This is a genomic window from Erysipelothrix larvae (assembly GCF_001545095.1).
GTDB classification, from domain to species: domain Bacteria; phylum Bacillota_I; class Bacilli_A; order Erysipelotrichales; family Erysipelotrichaceae; genus Erysipelothrix; species Erysipelothrix larvae.
Genome location: NZ_CP013213.1, coordinates 764,026 through 781,278, shown reverse-complemented (window position 1 = coordinate 781,278; position 17,253 = coordinate 764,026). Strand labels below are relative to the sequence as shown.

Genomic DNA, 17,253 nt, shown 5'->3' with positions numbered 1-17,253 from the left:
TTTTGCTCAATTATTTGCTTTTTCTTTATATTCTATTTTATTTAATTAGATTGTAATAGGCATAAAAAAACTCTATAATTATTCTGTCATATTTATATGGAGGTGCTTGTATGGCTTTAGTTCAAATCAAAAGTTTAAATAAAAAGTACGGTGATTTCACGGCATTGCATGATGTGAGTTTTAATGTAGAAAAGGGTGAAGTGCTTGGGTTTATTGGACCAAATGGTGCGGGTAAATCTACAACAATCCGTATTCTATTAGGAATTCTAAAAGCAAATGAAGGAAGTGCTCGAATCTTTGATAAAGATGTTTGGGATGATTCTCTTGAAATACACAAACATGTTGCATATGTTCCAGGTGATGTGAATTTATGGCCTAACCTTACGGGTGGAGAAGTCATTGATTTATTGATGTCATTACAAGGAAGCTCAGATTTCAGTAAAAGGGATGATTTAATTCTCAGGTTTGAATTGGATCCTACAAAGAAAACGCGAACCTATTCCAAAGGAAACCGGCAAAAAGTTGCCATTGTCGCAGCACTTGCCTCAAATGCAGACTTGTACATCTTCGATGAACCGACTTCCGGCTTGGATCCTTTAATGGCTCAGGTCTTTGAAAACGAAGTTCTATCGCTTAAACAACAAGGAAAATCCGTAATCCTCTCAAGTCATATCTTATCCGAAGTTGAAAAGTTATGTGATCGCGTCGCAATTATACGAGAAGGTAGAATAGTTGATATTGGGTCATTAAGTGAACTTCGACACTTAGCTCGTGTTCAAATGAACATTAAGACAAGTGTACCCTTCAAGACTCTATTTGACTTAAGCTATTTAAGTGATGTTAAGGGAACACCTACTGACTTCTCATTTTCAATTGACCCCCATCAAATTAGTGTACTCATAGAAGAACTTGCACCCTATGGTATTACATATATTGATAATCAACTCCCTTCACTTGAAGATTTATTCATGAAACACTACGATCAGAGCGAAGGTACAAAATAATGCTTACTAATAACCTGCATCAAAGTCTGAAACTTCTTCGTTTTTACTTAAAAAAAGATCGAAATTCAATCCTAATTTGGTTACTTGGCTTCATTATTTCTGTTTCAGGCATCGCTTTTTACTATAGTAGTATGGAAATGTCTGAAGTAGAAAAACAAATTCTTTATGAAACACTAAATAGTCCCGCAATGATATTACTACTTGGGTTAGCACCGGATGTTCAACCTACAACAGGGATGCTCTTTTCTCTTGAAATGTCTTTATTCACTGGCATTCTTGTTGTGATTATGAATATACTAATCATGAGTTCAAATACCCGCAAAGCAGAAGAAGGTGGTGTTCTTGAACTGATACGAGCACTTCCAACAGGAAGATTTGCTCCCTTAATTGCTTCACTTATACAAGCATTAATTGTTAATCTCATTTTGTCTCTTTGTATTGGTATTAGTTTTATATTCATTGATACAACGGTCTTTAGTACGCAAGGAGGTTTCCTATTTGCCTTCTCTTTGGGTGGTACTGGCTTTCTATTTGCTTGTTTTAGCGCAATTTGGTCACAAATATTTCAATCCAATCGTAGTGCGATGGTTGCAAGCTTTGCCTTTTTAGGATTCAACTTCATCTTACGGGGGATAACCGATATTCAAGCACCGCATCTTTCCTGGTTATTCCCTTTATCATGGCTGTATTTGGCACAACCCTTTACCAATAATCGTTGGTTTATCCTTATTTTGATGTATTCAACCGCTTTGATTGCGGCAACAATTGCTTTACTCCTCAATTATCATCGGGATTACGATGGTGCTTATATAAGGCAAAAGCCAGGACGTGAATACGCTAAGAAAAGCTTGTTAGGACGCTTTGGATTACTCCATTCTATGAATAAAACGACCCTGATTTCTTGGGTAGTTGGAGTAATAGCACTTGGTTTTACTTTTGGTTATACTTTTACTGACATACAAGAATTCTTTAAAGGGAATGACCTCATTCAGGTTATGTTTCCTAATACAACTGGTGCTGATTTCTCAAAACAATATCTAGGAATGCTCGCTACAATATTTAGTATATTAATTGCAATTGCACCCCTTACCTTTATGGGGCGACTTCTTACTGAAGAGAAAAACGGACGTTTAGAAAACCTCATATCAAAACCAATATCCCGCTTGTATATTCTTATGACGCATCTTATCTATGCTCTTGGGGCACTAATTCTACTAAGTAGTGTATCCATACTATCGACCTATGGCACAAGCGGCGGTTCGATGGCCTTGGGTGAGGTTTCAGAGGCTATTCTTATTTTAACGCCTGCAATCTTATTTATTCTTGGCTTTGGCATTCTTTTATGTGGAATACTACCAAAACTCTATGTACTTGTTTGGATTATGTTAGGATATGGATTCTTTGTTGTGTATTTTGGAAATATGTTGAAAATGCCTGAGTGGCTTAAAGGGTTCTCACCATTCTACCACATAACTCCCCTTGAAACGCTTGACTTATTCCCGCTTATCACGCTCACATCACTGGGTATCTTATTTACCATAATCGGTTTTGTTGCTTATCAAAAACGTGATCTATCACTTTAAGTTCTTCACAGGATTTTTTAAGGCGCTTTAAAATACCGTGTGGGTACTATTTGAGAAAAATAAAATAACCCTTCGTGATATCTTTGAGTTGCGATCAAAATGACACGAAGGGAGGAATTATTATTCCTATTATAGATTTTATCACAACTACTCTAAATCTAGGTAAGGATGAGATTAAAAAGTGGGACACTTTCAAGTCCAAAGGCCAAATGAACTACTCAATCACGCTCAAAATTCAAAAAGCTTGAATGTCCATACTGTGGTGGTCCTACAATTTCTCATGGCAAGAAAATGAAGACAATACACCATCCTAATTTAAGAGAGCTATTTAGTGCATATGTATGGTGGTTCAATAACAAGAGACTTCACTCGAGCTTGGGGTATGTACCACCAATTAAGTATAGGAAAATGCACTCATAAAAATCGTCTATAAAAGTGTTGACATTCCAATCCATCCGTTCCATCCGTTTCATCTTGAAGTTTTTTCTGGATTTTATGTATTGGGTTTTTTATGATTTCTTTAAATGAGTTATAATTCATGTGGGCTTGTTCTCTCTATGTGTTCGGCAAAAATATCATAGACTGAAACGAGCCTTTTGAATCGTTTTCTGTTGAAATAAAGTGAATCTAAAAACTGCAAAAAGCATCAATCGTGATGCTTTTTTAGTGGGTAAAACTGCGTATTACCGACCACCCTATTGGACATGTATTGATTCTTTATCGTTTAATGTTTTTCCCTTGATAGGTTTTTATAAAACCCCAGAAACATACACGCAATTCCAACTCCCATAATGGGTATCGCAACCCCATCGCTAACCTCTTTAATAAACCGGTTGGTGATCAGTAATGCACCATTAATTAAGAAACCTATTCTCATGAATATATCACAGTTATTTTTCATAGTTGTCCGTCCTTCTATGCTGGAGAATTCTCATTTTATAGTTTCGAATTTGTGATGAAAATTTACTGGTCATCATCACACCGATGATCATTACACCTAGGGACACCCCAAGTAAAAACCCAGAAACATGCTCATAGGTCCTAGTCTTGCTATCAATCTTCCCAAAATACATGGCACAAAAGATGAGAAATGTCATGAGTCCCATCATAAAAAGTAGGTGCATTCGTTTATTCAGCTTCTCTTGCTGCGTCTTGCTGTAATCGACCACCTTGTGAACAGTTTCTTCTAATTCTTTGTTCATTCTCTCGCTTTTCCTTTCTCCGTCAAGTATTTCTCGGAGATCTACTTCAAAGAAATCAGCAAGTTCAATTAGAATACTTATATCAGGCAAATTGCTTCCAGTTTCCCAACGGGAGACGGTTCTGCGGGAAACATTCAGCAGTTCTGAAAATTGTTCTTGGGTAAGCGCCTTTTCCTGGCGAAGTCTCTTTAGAAATTCTCCAATTTTTTGTTGATTCATAATCGGTAGACCTCCTTGTATCTAAAGAATAAACGATGCAGGTGAACAAGAACAGGACACAAAGCAAGCATTGTCTTGTTTTCAATCATGAGACACGCGATGTCTCTTCAAAATCAGCTCAAATTGATTCCCGTATATCCACTAAAACTGTCCTGGTGAAGCATCTTAAGAAACACAGTGCTTATCATCTTGCACATGATTCACCACAGATTTCGTTTCATACATTTTTAAAATCCATTCATGGGGTGTTGTATTTAGTCAAAGATGGTTTTAATTGCTTCTACAGGGTTTTTAATGGTTCAAATAGAATGCAGACGTCATGGGTTTATCCGTTTGTATCATACACTCCCCTTGTTTCATTTTTGGAATCATTGGATGAAATGTGAGTGTAACTCAAAAACGCTAAGAGCTTTGGTGGACAAAATCATTTTTCCTAGATATCTTTCTTGAATTCAATGCACAAATTGTCCTTATTTTCATCGTATGGTAATTATCGAAAATAGAACTGTTGATATCACCTGGAAAGTTATGGGTTCATGAGTAAGTCAAACGTATCATAAATGATTTGATTGATGGCTTGTATGCGTTTGAGGTCGAATTTAAAGACCGTTCGATCATAGGTCATCAGTCCATTGACTTCAGCTTCGACATCACTGAGTTGCGTATAGATTGATGCAGATAAGCCGTGTTTAATGTTACGAATGACTTTTGAATGATAAAGTTTTTCAAGGGATTCATGAGCCGTTTCTTGATTCAACATTTTATAGCCAAACTTCTTATCAGAAACCGTGTGATTTGGGATGACGAGTGCTTGCCCACCAAATTCACTCAAACAGACCACACGATCTTTGGGTTTGGCATGATAGGGTTTGAAATAGGAATGAATGGTGTAAATATCCCCACCCCCTTGATCAAACCATCCACAGGCTTCATTCACAAGGCGTGTTGAGTCTAAAGATTTAATGAGGTGTGTAGCCTGGGTTGCATCAAATTGACCCCACCCTTCATTAAAAGGCACCCATACAACAATCGATGGATAATGTTTCAGTTTTAAAACCATATCCGTAAGTTCTTGATAATACATCTGTCTTCCCATTTCATCACTGCGTTTAAAGCGTGAATAGTGGTGGTCTTTAATATGTCGTGAGAGTGTATCGGATAGATTTGGAAGATAGGATACAAGACCAAAGTTGTAATCATCTCCCCCATTGGGCATGTCTTGCCATACAAGCATTCCCATGGTGTCACACAAAGCATAGAATTGTTCGCATTCGACTTTAACGTGTTTGCGAATGGTATTAAATCCAGCTGCTTTCATTTGCTTGATATCGTGTAACAATGCCTCATCATGAGGTGGTGTCAACAGTGATGTTGGCCAATATCCCTGATCAAGAACACCACTCATAAAGATGGGGGTATTATTGAGTGCAAAACGCTTCGTACCCTTTGCATCATGGACGATGGATATTTTGCGAAATGCGAAATAGGTTTGAACACAGTCCCCTTTGTAATCTAGATGTACTTTATAAAGATTTGGGGTATCGGGGGTCCATGGGTGGATGTCTTTAAATGTGATGGAATGGGGTGTATTTGAAACAATCGTATCGGTATGAATGAGGGTGTCATCAACATGAATTGACATCCTGATTTCCGCATCCCTTTGCGTATTGATACACATTGATACTGTCTTGGTATCAAAGTCTGGATCGAAAACAATATCCTTGATGTGATCAATAGGAACAATCTCAAGCCATACAGTTTGCCAGATCCCACTACACGGCGTATAAAAAATATGACGCATTGATCCAGTATTGTTGAGTCGTTGTTTACCTCTACTTAAGGGTGATGCTTCTGTTTTGTCATTAACGACACAATAGAGCTCATTGTTGCCATGAATCACGTAAGGTGTAATATCTACATCAAAGGATGCATATCCCCCACTGTGGCGCTTAATATGCTGTTTGTTTATAAAGATATCAACCGTTTGATCGACTGCACCAAAATGAAGGATCACACAAGCATCATCATCAATATTCAGATTCACGAATTTTCGATAATGCATAAAGTGCTGGGGTTCAACGCGCTTTTGTACAAGGGATTGTTGGGATTCAACACAAAAGGGCACACAGATGCATGTATCAAATGTGGCTTGATATGTGGGGGTTTCATTCAGTTTGAAATCCCAGAGTCCATTTAAGTTTATCCAATGATCACGGACCATTTTGGGACGCGGGTAAGCATTTAGGATTGGTTTCATAACAATGACTCCTACGTGATGTTATACACGTTGTTGTAGTTTGCTTCCAGTCGGGGATTTTTGAATGATAATTTGTTGATCGATTTGTTGTTTCAGTTCTTGAAGGTGTGAAATTATACCCACAAGGCGATGGTTTTCAGAGAGTTCGATAAGGGTGTTGATGGCTTGATTTAATGATTCTTGGTCCAGTGAGCCAAAGCCTTCATCGACAAAAAGCATGTCAATTTCAATACCACCTGACATACTTTGGATGACATCGGATAACCCTAATGCCATCGCTAAAGAAGCTTTAAACATTTCACCTCCTGATAAAGTCGAAACATCACGTCTCATACCCGTATAGGCATCAAAGACTTCTAAATCCAAGCCAACAGTTGGACGTTTATCGTCATAGTCTTCTTTTCTAAACAGTTGATACCGTCCATCACTCATTGCCGCAAGTCTTTGATTTGCATAGATGAGAATCTTGTTAAAGTAAGCGGATTGAACATACAGTTCAAAGGATACTCTAAGCGCACCTTTAAGACGACCGTTTGCGGTTTTAGAAAGATTTGATATCATGTCAAAATGATGCGCTTGCGTGTCGTATTGGCGTTGTTTTTTTAGGATATCATCATACAGACGTTTTAATTGATCATAGGTTGAATGATTCGTTCGTAATTCATTGTTCAATTGAGTCAATTGATTTTTAGTATTCTCAATCAGTGTTTTAAGATCTTCTAGATTCTCATGTTTCGCATCTTTTAGGTCTTGTTCAAGACTCTGTATGGCTTGAGTTACTTTGAGTCGTGTTGTTTCGAACTCATGGATTCTTTGTTTATTTGCATCATATTCAGGCGCTTTTGTCATGGTATTCTCATAATCCGAAAGATCTTCAAATCCAGCGTGTATGACACTGTGTACAAACTGTGCTTCAAGGGTATCAAGGGTCTGTGTATCTTTTTTGATTGTATCATTAAGTTGACGACTTAATGTATCAATGCGTTCAAGATTTGACTTCGATTGATCGTAGGTAGTTTGTGTTTGGTTGAGATCTTTTTGATAGGTTTCATGCTTAAGTTCAAGCATCTTGATTTCTTGATTTACTGCCTTGATATCATAATCCCCTACCCGCTGATTGAGTGTTTTAAGATCTGTTTCATAGGTAGCATTTTCAATGCGTTGTGCTTGAAGTGCGTGTTCGGTTTGGGAAATTGATTGGGATAAGACTTCCAATTCCTGATTAATGCTTGGTAGTGACGCAATGATTTCAGAAGACTGATTGATTGCTTGTGTTAGGGTTTGTTGTTGAAGGGTTAACGCTTCAAGTTTTTGAGTTAATACTTCTTTGGGTTCAGCTATCGTTTTTGACACTGCGTTAAGTGTATTAATCAGGGTTTGTGTGTCCTTTTGAATATTATTCATACTTTGAGCGGTTTGATTTCTCAATTCAGACACGGCATTTGAAAACTGCATCATGGTATCGATGGTTTGCTGATCTACACTCTCATCATCAGGTTTGTGTGCAGGATGGGGGTGGTGTGTTGAACCACAGACAGGACAGGGTTCATTGTCTTTGAGTGTTCTCGCAATGTAACCTGCTTGTTGATCGAGAAATTGATCCAATCGGTTGCGATATGCTTGATTCATGGTTGTGTCTAGCCGTCGTATGGATTCATAAACATGTGTGATTAGGGGCTGTTTTGATTGAAGGGTTATAAGCGACTGTTGCATCCGTTCTAAGTGCTCATGACGGGTAAATGCATGCTTCATTTCTTGAAGTGATCGTTCATTTTCTTGATGCAAGGCTACAAGTTTTGGATGCGTTTCTTTCTTTTCCCGTACGGTTTCAATTGCTTCTTTTTTTGTTTTTTCTTGCAACAGCATTTGATTCAACACTGATTCAAAATCTTTCTGTTTCTTTTCCCCTTGAGCCATCAAAGACGTAAGTGTTTGAATTGTTTCAAGATCAGGAACCATGGTCTTGAGACGATCTACCTTCAATATTTCTTCTTGAATTTGTGGTGCTTGTTGTGTGAATGATTCCAGCGCTTCTTTGTTTTTTTGCGTAATTGCTTGTGTACCAAGCATTTCTTTTTGGTACTGTTGAATCGTATTAGTATTTTGAGACAGCGTCTGTTTTAAGGTACGAATGATTAATGCATCTTCACCCAATGTTTTCTGTGCAATATCAATCTTCTCATTCAACACCTTCCATGCATTAATTGTGTTTTCCTGTGCTTCAAGTTGTTTGGCTTCAAGCAGTTTTTGGTTAAGTTGCGTGCGTTTATCTGCTTCAATCTCAGCCAGTGTTAAGGCTGTTTTTGCTTTTTCTTCCACTGATTTCACGTCATTTATGCACTTATCGAGACCCTCAATGTGCTTGTGCGTTGCTTCAATTTGCGTATTGAGTGCTTCTACAAGTGTTTTTGGGGTTCGATCTTGAGTCTCAACACTCACTTGATGATACAGTGATTCAAGGCTTTTCTCGATAATCGATAGCTCAAATTTAGTTTCTTGTTCTAAGGTGCTGAGGTCTTGTTGGAGTGTGTTGTATTTCGATGTTGAAAAGATCTTGCGAAATAATTCAGAGCGCTCTTGTGATTTCGCCAATAAAACATCTTTAAACTCACCTTGTGGTAACAAGGCAACGTGTTTAAATTGTGTATAGGTTAACCCTAATAAATCCAAAATCGCCTCGTCGACTTCATTGCGCTTGGAAAGTGTGTGGCCATTTGGCATTTCTAAAAGAACCGAAGCTGCTTCTTGGGTTAACCCCTCTCCTGATTTTTTTAAGCGCATATAGCTGGGTGAGCGTGTAATGATATACACCTTCCCTTGGTGCTCGAATTTTAGGGTTACTTCTGTTTTATCATCAGAGGTCGCATAATGACTTCGAAATGATTTTACACTGCGATCTTTACCACTGGCTTCTCCATATAAAGCAAAGGTCATGGCATCAAAAAGGGATGTTTTCCCTGAACCCGTATCACCCGATATCAGAAAGAGTCCTTGACGAAAGCAATCAAAATCGACGCTCACTGTGTCTTTGTAGGGACCAAATGCAGAAATTGTAAGATTAATTGGTCGCATGTGCATCTCCTTGTTCAATCAATGAATCGATGAGTTTCTTTTGTTCACCACTCATTTCATGATTGTTTTGTGTTTGGTAAAAGGCGTCAAATAGTGAAGCCATGGATAAGTCTTCCACTCGGCTAATTTCCAGGGTTTCACTGGAGCTTGTGAGTGATTGTGTGTAAAGGTATCGGATGGATAAAACATTTGGAAACACTTGCCTAAGTCGCATGGATGCATCGGTGATTTCTTGGGTATCTTCTAGTTCCAAATAAACATAGTCGAGGGTGTACTCAGATTGAACGATGTCACTAAAGTGACCTTTTATCACCTTAACTGGACGAATCGGAACAAGGGGTATTGTTTCTTGTGTGAGGGTTTTATCCATGATTTCTAACAGTGTGATGGACTTTTCTTGATTTACTTCCGATTGTGAATAGACAAGGGGTGATCCGGCATATCGAATGGTTTTTCGTTGAATCGACTGGGGGCGATGAATGTGCCCTAAAGCGACATAGTCAAAGGCATCAAATACACTGGCATCCACAGAGTCTACACCGCCAACACTGATGGTTTCTGAGTCCGATCGCAGGGGTTCTTGAGTCCCACTTACGATAAATTGGTGGGCGACAAGGATATTAAAGCGGGATGAATCCAGGATTTCTTGATTTAAGATTGCATCCACTGCTTGATGATAATTACTAATTTCTTGTGTAAAATATTGGCGCACCATATGGGGTCTAATAAATGGTAACAAATAGATTGTTACATCATCTTTCGCATCGACTTTAACCAGCGATCCTTCATAAAGCCCACTGATGTAGATGTTTTCTTTTTTAAAGAATGTTGACCCAAAAGATAGGCGTTCTTGGGAATCATGATTTCCTGCAATAATATAGATTGCATCAACAACACCTTTTAAACTTTCTAAAAAGTGTTCAAACAGTTTTACAGATTCCACCGGTGGAATACTGCGATCATAGATATCACCTGCGATAATCACACCATCCACTTGATGTGTTTTTGCTTGTGTAACGATTTGATTAAGAATCCATTCTTGATCATCATGCATTGAGCGTTCATTGATCTTTTTACCTAAGTGTAAATCCGCAATGTGGAAGTACTTCATACCCATCACTCCTTTTCTTCTTATTATAACCGTTTCTTGTAAAAAAAGAACTCATCATAAGAGTTCGTAGTGTACAGAAATTAAGGTAAGTCCGCAAGCAGGCACGTTACTATTTAATGCCCGTTTATCGGGATGCTTGAGTGCATAACTCAAAGCGTTTATTGGTAAACGATGCCGCCCAACTTCAAGAAGTGACGCAACAATCATACGCACCATATAGCGTAAAAACCCACTGCCTTTTAGGGTAAAGGTAATGATATCCCCCTCTTGATTGATATCAATGGCATGGATTGTGCGCACTTGATCTTCAATTTCTTCGTGTGATGTTGCATTAAAACTTGTGAAGTCATGAGTTCCAATTAATAAGCTAGCTGCTTCCTGTATCAGGTCAAGATCAACTGAGGCATTTAATTGATAGACCATTTTTCGTTGAAAAAGATTGTAAGCTCCAACATTGACCTGATACTGATACGTCTTTTGAACCGCACTGTATCGAGCATGAAAGGTTTCATCAACGGATTGGACTTTGATAATGCGAAGATCATCTGGACACAGTGCATTGATGGCAAGAGGCCATTTATCATTAGGAATCATAAGATCTGTATCAAAATGGAAGACTTGTCCTAAAGCATGGACGCCAGCATCGGTTCTCCCTGATCCAACCACTTTGACATCATGTTTATGGATTTTCTTCAAAATCTTTTCAAGTTCGCCTTGAATGGTTCTGCCATGGTGTTGCTTTTGCCATCCATCAAAGTCTGATCCATCATATGCAAGGGTCACTTTGACTCTCATAGAACGGGAATCCTACGAATCATAAAGACGCCCACACACAGTGCGATACACAATACAAAGACAAAGAGATCCATAAACTTAATCGAGAGTTGTTTATACCGTGTGCGGTTTAGTCCTGGATAATAGCCTCGTGCTTCCATTGAATCCGCAAGATCTTCAGCACGGTGTAGTACAGATACAAACAGTGGAATAATCAATGAGACAACACCCAGTATTTTTTCTTTGAAGCTGCCTTCTTTGAAATCCACACCTCGGCTTGATTGTGCGTTCATGATGCGTTGTGTGTCTTCAATTAGGATTGGAATAAAGCGCAGTGCAATTGAAATCATCATGGCGATTTCATGAGCTGGCACCCCCATTTTCTTAAAGGGTGACAGTAAATCTTCAATTCCCAAGGTTAAGTCCAAAGGAGTTGTGGTTGCGGTAAGAAGGGTTGTGATCATAATCATGAAAACCAGTCTAACAACAATAAATAATGTTTGCGTCAAAGCGTCACTGTAAATCTTAAAATCCCCAATCGAAACAAGCACGCGTCCTGTACGCATTTGGAATATATTGATTATGGTTAAAAACACTAACATAAACATCATGGGTTTTAATGATTTAAGAATAAACCCAAAGGTAAGTTTCGCCGATAAAATTGCGACGATAAGAAAGAGTCCAATTAAACCATACGCATACAAAGCATTGGCTTTTCCTACTAAGAAAATTGAAGTCATTAATACAATCATGGAACAGATTTTCATACGAGGGTCAAGTTTATGAACGATTGAATTTAGAGGAATATAGCGTCCTAATGCGATATTTTTCATTGAGACACCTCCTGTGCAAGTTGGGCAACGAGGTTTTTAAGATCCCATGTTTTGTGTATCTTGAAGCCTTTATCCAACACCATTTCGTTCAGAGTAATAATTTGAGGCATCACAAAGCCTAAATCGCCTAAGAGTTTTGGATTTTCAAACAATGACTGTGTTGTACCTGTAAAATAAACCTGTCCTTCGCGCATCACAACAACATTGTCGCAATACTTTAAGACATGGTTCATATCATGGGTTACCATGATTACGGTCTTTGATAAATCTTCATTGAGTGATTTAAACAGGTTCATCATACTGTGTGTCCCTTGTGGATCCAATCCAGCAGTCGGTTCGTCCAATACGATCAGGCGTGGGTTTGTTGCAAGTACCCCTGCAATTGCGACCCGTCGCTTTTGCCCACCTGATAAATCAAGGGGAGAGCGTTGCCAAAGGCTGTTTTCAATCCCTACTAAGGTCAATGCGCGTTCAACATTATCTTTAATTTCTTGTTCACTCATCCCAAAGTTCTTGGGTCCAAAGCATACATCTTTATAGATTGTTTCTTCAAATAGTTGCAGTTCAGGGAATTGAAAGACTAGCCCTACATCTTTGCGCAGTGCTTTAAGTCCTTTATTTTTTCGTTTCGCAACCAGCTCATGATCAAAAATCTTCACTGAACCACTTGTGGGTTCAAGAAGACCATTGAGATGCTGAATCAAGGTTGATTTACCACTCCCTGTTGCCCCAATAATAGCGGTCATTTTCCCTTCTTCAATTTCAACACTGACATCTTTAAGCGCAGTATATGAAAAAGGTGAGTTTGGTGAATACTCATAGCTTACTTGTTCGAATTTAATTGCCATAATGCATCAACCATCCCTTCTAAATCATAGGGTGAATCAACGTCGATTCCCTGTTCTTTAAGACTCATATAAAATTGCACGCTAAAAGGTACATCCAGTCCAATTTCTTGAAGCGCATCAAAATGCAAGAGCACTTCTTGAGGGGTTCCTTGAAGTACGACTTCCCCTTCGTTCATAACGAAAACATAGTCGCTCATCGCTACTTCTTCAATATCATGGGATATGGATAAAATGGTCATGTCATTCACATCATGCAGTTCATGAACCAGTTCATTGACCTCTTTACGTCCTTTAGGATCAAGCATGCTGGTTGCTTCATCTAAGATGAGCACTTCGGGGTTCATTGAGAGCACTCCCGCAATCGCAACACGTTGCTTTTGACCCCCACTAAGTTTAGTGGGTTCATGATCAAGATACTCAGTCATGTTTACCTCATGGGCATAGTGTTGGATGATCGCATCCATTTCCTTAGGGTCAACGCGACGGTTTTCAAGTCCAAAAGCGATGTCATCGCGTACTGTAGAACCAATAAACTGATTGTCAGGGTTTTGGAACACAATCGCAATTTTTTGTCGAATATCATAAACATTTTCAGTTGATAGTAGTTCACCATCAATATGAATGGAACCGTGTTGCGGTTCCATTAAGCCAATTAATAATTTCGCAATGGTACTTTTACCACTTCCGTTATGGCCAATAATGGATACATATTGACCTTTTTCGATTGACATTGAGACATGCTTCAAAACAGGAACATCTTCTTCATATCCAAATACAAGATTTTTAATCTCAATCTGTTTCAAAATATCACTCACCTTGCTTACACGCGTTTAATCTAATAATTTCTAAAATTGTTTGAGTACTTTGTTCCATCGATTCAACAACCGCAAGCTCATGTTTCCCATGGAAGTTTTCCCCACCTGTGAACAAGTTAGGTGTTGGAAGTCCCATATATGAAAGCCGTGATCCATCGGTTCCACCACGAACTGGTTCAACAATTGGTGTCAAGCCAATGTTTTCAATTGCTGTGCGCGCTAAATCAACAACGTGCATGTTTTCTTCAAGCACATCACGCATATTGTAGTATTGATCTTTTAAGTCTACAGAAACACGGGTTGCACCGTATTTCGCGTTCATTGCATCCTGAATATCGATGAGCCGTTTTTTACGCGCTTCAAAGCTAGCTTTATCATGATCACGAATAATCATGTCAACGCGTCCATTTTCAATCGTGGATGCCATATCTGTAATCATAAAGAAGCCTTCATAGCGTTCTGTATGTTCCGGACGATCTTTCTCAGGAAGTTGGTTTATAAATTCATTAATTAAGATTGCGGCATGGACCATAGTATCCTTTGCAGTCCCTGGATGAACACTTACCCCTGTAAAGGTAATGCGTGCACCCGCAGCATTAAAGGTTTCATATTCCATTTCACCCGCACGACTGCCATCCACTGTATAAGCAAACTGAGCTCCAAATCCTTCAACATCAAAGGAATCCGCTCCAGTCCCAATTTCTTCATCAATTGTGAATGCGACACGTACTTTACCATGTTTAATTTCTGGGTGTTGAATTAGGAATTCCATCGCTGTCATGATGTTCGCAATCCCTGCTTTATCATCAGCACCTAAAAGTGTTGTGCCATCGGTAACGATGAGCGTTTTCCCAACATAATCTTTAAGATTTGGAAAAACATCCACAGCAGTTACAATGCCTAATGCTTCATTTAGGACAATGTCTTTGCCGTCATAGTTTTCAATGATGCGTGGTTTCACATCATCTCCTTTAAAATCAGCTGTATCCATATGGGCAATAAAGCCAATTGTTGGTACGTCTTCTTCAATATTTGAAGGAAGGGTTGCATACACAATGCCAGTTTTATCCATGGTTACATCTTCAAGTCCAATCGCCTTGCACTCATCTACTAGGATATGTGCTAAATCAAATTGGATCTTTGTTGAAGGAACCGTTGTGGATTCACTATCTGAACGTGTGTGTACTTTGCAATATCGAATCAATCTTTCAATTAAAACATTTTTCATAATCTGTCACCTCATTATCTAGTTAATTCTACCATAAAACACATTTTCTACCAACGAATGAGAATAAAATATCTGACGAAAAGTGAATATAAAGTGCATTTCTTCTCAATCTTCCACCAAGACTGCAAGATTGTTGCCTTGACCGTTGTCAATATTCCATACATTGCACAAAGTTTTTGATTTTGATTGAGCATAACTATACGTAAAAGGGGTGCCCTTCAAAACATTACACGTCACAAAGTCACAGACCCCTTCAAGGTATATATGAGGTGTATGACCAATGAGTACGGTCTTGTTTGTGTTTATACCATGATGGATAAAATCACGATCCCAGGTATCCACTTCACGCTGTTCATTGATGCTTGCATGGGTAAAAATATAAGCATCTGTTTCATAATACGGTTGGAGCAGTGTCCCAAATTCTTTAAGTTTTTGAAGATTTTTTTGTTTGGTAAGGGTATATTTCCCATTCATCGAACCAAAGAGTTCTTTTAGGGTTGATGCGCCACCATTAAACATCCACCGTTCAAATTGGGGCCATTGAATATCTATGGGTTGTCCAATCACACAGCTTCCTTCAATCACACTGACAAAATCCATGAAGTATTGATCATGATTGCCATAAATTAGCATGCATCGGTCCCCCAACTTTCGTTTAAGTTGACTAAAAAAACGCAACACGCTTCGGTTTTGAATGCCACGATCAAAATAATCACCCAAACATACAATAAAATGGTGTGGATTTGTGATGTCAAATCCCCGTTCTTCATACATGTTTAAAGTGGGGAGTCGACCGTGAACATCCGTTAATACAAAATACTGTTTCATCACAGACCTCCTTTGATTCATTTTAAATATAAACAAACAGTCTACACTTCTTATTAACAAGCGATGCACACTGTTTAAATGAGCTAGAGATTTAAATTGACATTATGGGTCTCAAATTCTGGTGCTTTATATAAATCATAATGCGTTGTTTTCATGTTGCTTGCTATTAAGAGTCCAGGAAAAGTTTTAATGCGTTGGTTATACAATGTGACATTTGAATTATAGAGCCTTCGTGCTGCTTGAAGGTGTTCTTCAGCATCCTTTGCAGCATCTTGAAGATTTTTAAACAATCGGTCAGCTTTTAAATCAGGATAGGTTTCAGCAAGTGCAACGATTCTTTCAAACCCATGATTAAGCTGTCCTTCAGCCTGTGCTTTTTCTTCAAGGTTTGATCCCTTGCGAAGGGATATAATGTCCAGTATCGTTTCGCGTTCATACTTCGCATACCCTTTCGCAACATCGAAGAGTTGGGTTAATACATGATATCGTTTTGATAATGCCACATCAATGTTTGAAAATGACTCAAGGATTTTCGCATCATAGCGTACAATTTGATTGAAAACACTGATGATATAGATTGATAGGATTCCCAGTGGAATCACAATGTAAAGCCATCCCATTATGACTCACCTTCGCTTTCTATTCCATAAAACTTAATAAATTCTAAAATCGTTTCAAACTGTTGCTTCACCCGATTTCGTTCATTGATTTCATCGAGATTTGAGAAAATGGTAACATTCACAAACGGTTTGGATCCACTGGCTGCTACATGTGTTTTATCTTTATCTTGATACACAGATAAATTATGGTCATCCAGATTAATCACCCCTTGAATTACTTGTGGTGTTAAGACATAAAATGCATCATGGGGGTTTGAAGCATAGACTGTAAATTGCTTATTAAAGGCAATACTTTCCATCGAAACTTTCTCAAGCTCTTTGCCTTTAAACAGCCATCCCTTCGGCCTTGAATTTCGGTTATCACGATCAATAATATACAATTTTGATTCAATGGGTTTTTTGGACTTCATCATCATCCATTTACCCGTAAAATACGTTGAGACATGGGTTCCATTATCATCTGTAGTAACATCTTCAATCTTGACATCCGCAATTTCAATGGTGTTTCCATTTAATTGAAGGCGGACTAAATCACTGCTGGTGTAGGTGTTGCCTTTTGGAAAGAGGTTGGTATCATAGATGGTCTGTTTTGAAAATCCTTGCTCGGGTTCATAGACAAAGTGATCAAAGGTTTCTTCAAGGGCCACACGGATGATCCGTTCACGATACAATCGTGTTAATTGTTTGGACATCATCGTCCATAGGATCGCAAAGCCAATGAAAAGTATGAATGTCATGACAAAGCTTGACACAATACTATCAAAATTTCGAAACATTGAACCCATCAAAAAAATTACAATACAAACAAATACCGCAAACAGAATACGCATTCTCTTCTGAATTTCAACCATACAGATCC

At 38.5% G+C, this 17,253-nt stretch carries 17 protein-coding genes; 4 read left to right on the top strand and 13 right to left on the bottom strand.

Annotated features, from left to right (window positions below):
* The first annotated feature begins 110 nt into the window (after positions 1–110).
* The 3 genes from AOC36_RS03540 to AOC36_RS12650 all read left to right on the top strand — a co-directional run bounded on the left by AOC36_RS03540 (position 111) and on the right by AOC36_RS12650 (position 3,007).
* Positions 111–1,004: an ABC transporter ATP-binding protein gene (locus tag AOC36_RS03540; RefSeq protein WP_067631509.1), complete on the top strand. Its 894-nt coding sequence runs from the start codon at positions 111–113 to the stop codon at positions 1,002–1,004.
* Entirely contained in the window at positions 1,004–2,587 is a 1,584-nt protein-coding gene (locus AOC36_RS03535; protein ID WP_067631507.1) for an ABC transporter permease, read from the top strand. Before AOC36_RS03540 ends, AOC36_RS03535 begins: the two co-directional genes overlap by 1 nt.
* A gap of 291 nt (positions 2,588–2,878) precedes the next feature.
* The gene (locus tag AOC36_RS12650) at positions 2,879–3,007 is read left to right on the top strand and encodes an IS3 family transposase (protein WP_157777140.1); all 129 of its coding nucleotides are present in this window, start codon (positions 2,879–2,881) and stop codon (positions 3,005–3,007) included.
* Between the two features lie 304 nt (positions 3,008–3,311).
* Here the strand turns inward: AOC36_RS12650 and AOC36_RS12160 are convergent, their stop codons facing one another.
* Together AOC36_RS12160 and AOC36_RS03530 are read right to left on the bottom strand one after the other, a co-directional pair.
* Positions 3,312–3,464: a hypothetical protein gene (locus tag AOC36_RS12160; RefSeq protein ID WP_198401205.1), complete on the bottom strand. Its 153-nt coding sequence runs from the start codon at positions 3,462–3,464 to the stop codon at positions 3,312–3,314.
* A 13-nt stretch (positions 3,465–3,477) separates the two neighbouring features.
* Positions 3,478–4,008: a helix-turn-helix domain-containing protein gene (locus AOC36_RS03530; RefSeq protein WP_067631505.1), complete on the bottom strand. Its 531-nt coding sequence runs from the start codon at positions 4,006–4,008 to the stop codon at positions 3,478–3,480.
* Between the two features lie 41 nt (positions 4,009–4,049).
* Here AOC36_RS03530 and AOC36_RS12325 point away from each other — a divergent pair, with 41 nt between their 5' ends.
* Positions 4,050–4,394: a hypothetical protein gene (locus AOC36_RS12325; protein WP_198401204.1), complete on the top strand. Its 345-nt coding sequence runs from the start codon at positions 4,050–4,052 to the stop codon at positions 4,392–4,394.
* A gap of 140 nt (positions 4,395–4,534) precedes the next feature.
* On the opposite strand, the gene AOC36_RS03525 is transcribed toward AOC36_RS12325, so the two are convergent.
* The 11 genes from AOC36_RS03525 to AOC36_RS03475 all read right to left on the bottom strand — a co-directional run bounded on the left by AOC36_RS03525 (position 4,535) and on the right by AOC36_RS03475 (position 17,245).
* Positions 4,535–6,265: a glycoside hydrolase family 2 protein gene (locus AOC36_RS03525; protein ID WP_067631503.1), complete on the bottom strand. Its 1,731-nt coding sequence runs from the start codon at positions 6,263–6,265 to the stop codon at positions 4,535–4,537.
* Positions 6,266–6,286: 21 nt separating this feature from the next.
* Positions 6,287–9,337 carry an AAA family ATPase gene (locus tag AOC36_RS03520; RefSeq protein WP_067631501.1) on the bottom strand — a complete coding sequence of 1,017 codons (3,051 nt, stop codon included), beginning with the start codon at positions 9,335–9,337 and terminating at the stop codon, positions 6,287–6,289.
* Entirely contained in the window at positions 9,324–10,448 is a 1,125-nt protein-coding gene (locus AOC36_RS03515) for an exonuclease SbcCD subunit D (RefSeq protein ID WP_067631499.1), read from the bottom strand. The genes AOC36_RS03520 and AOC36_RS03515 overlap by 14 nt, the downstream gene beginning before the upstream one ends.
* A 54-nt stretch (positions 10,449–10,502) precedes the next feature.
* Positions 10,503–11,243, bottom strand: a complete 741-nt coding sequence (truA, locus tag AOC36_RS03510) for a tRNA pseudouridine(38-40) synthase TruA (protein ID WP_067631497.1) — start codon at positions 11,241–11,243, stop codon at positions 10,503–10,505.
* A complete protein-coding gene (locus tag AOC36_RS03505; RefSeq protein ID WP_067631495.1) occupies positions 11,240–12,055 on the bottom strand; it encodes an energy-coupling factor transporter transmembrane component T family protein in 816 nt (271 codons plus the stop codon). The genes truA and AOC36_RS03505 overlap by 4 nt, the downstream gene beginning before the upstream one ends.
* On the bottom strand, positions 12,052–12,903 hold the full coding sequence (locus AOC36_RS03500; protein ID WP_067631493.1) for an energy-coupling factor transporter ATPase: 852 nt from the start codon (positions 12,901–12,903) through the stop codon (positions 12,052–12,054). The genes AOC36_RS03505 and AOC36_RS03500 overlap by 4 nt, the downstream gene beginning before the upstream one ends.
* The gene (locus tag AOC36_RS03495) at positions 12,879–13,706 is read right to left on the bottom strand and encodes an energy-coupling factor transporter ATPase (RefSeq protein ID WP_067631491.1); all 828 of its coding nucleotides are present in this window, start codon (positions 13,704–13,706) and stop codon (positions 12,879–12,881) included. The genes AOC36_RS03500 and AOC36_RS03495 overlap by 25 nt, the downstream gene beginning before the upstream one ends.
* A gap of 4 nt (positions 13,707–13,710) precedes the next feature.
* Positions 13,711–14,946 carry a peptidase T gene (pepT, locus tag AOC36_RS03490; RefSeq protein ID WP_067631489.1) on the bottom strand — a complete coding sequence of 412 codons (1,236 nt, stop codon included), beginning with the start codon at positions 14,944–14,946 and terminating at the stop codon, positions 13,711–13,713.
* Positions 14,947–15,051: 105 nt separating this feature from the next.
* Entirely contained in the window at positions 15,052–15,774 is a 723-nt protein-coding gene (locus AOC36_RS03485) for a metallophosphoesterase (RefSeq protein ID WP_067631487.1), read from the bottom strand.
* An 83-nt stretch (positions 15,775–15,857) separates the two neighbouring features.
* Positions 15,858–16,394, bottom strand: coding sequence for a LemA family protein (locus AOC36_RS03480; protein ID WP_067631485.1), 537 nt, complete (start codon positions 16,392–16,394; stop codon positions 15,858–15,860).
* Positions 16,394–17,245: a DUF3137 domain-containing protein gene (locus AOC36_RS03475; RefSeq protein ID WP_067631483.1), complete on the bottom strand. Its 852-nt coding sequence runs from the start codon at positions 17,243–17,245 to the stop codon at positions 16,394–16,396. Before AOC36_RS03475 ends, AOC36_RS03480 begins: the two co-directional genes overlap by 1 nt.
* Between the last annotated feature and the right edge of the window lie 8 nt (positions 17,246–17,253).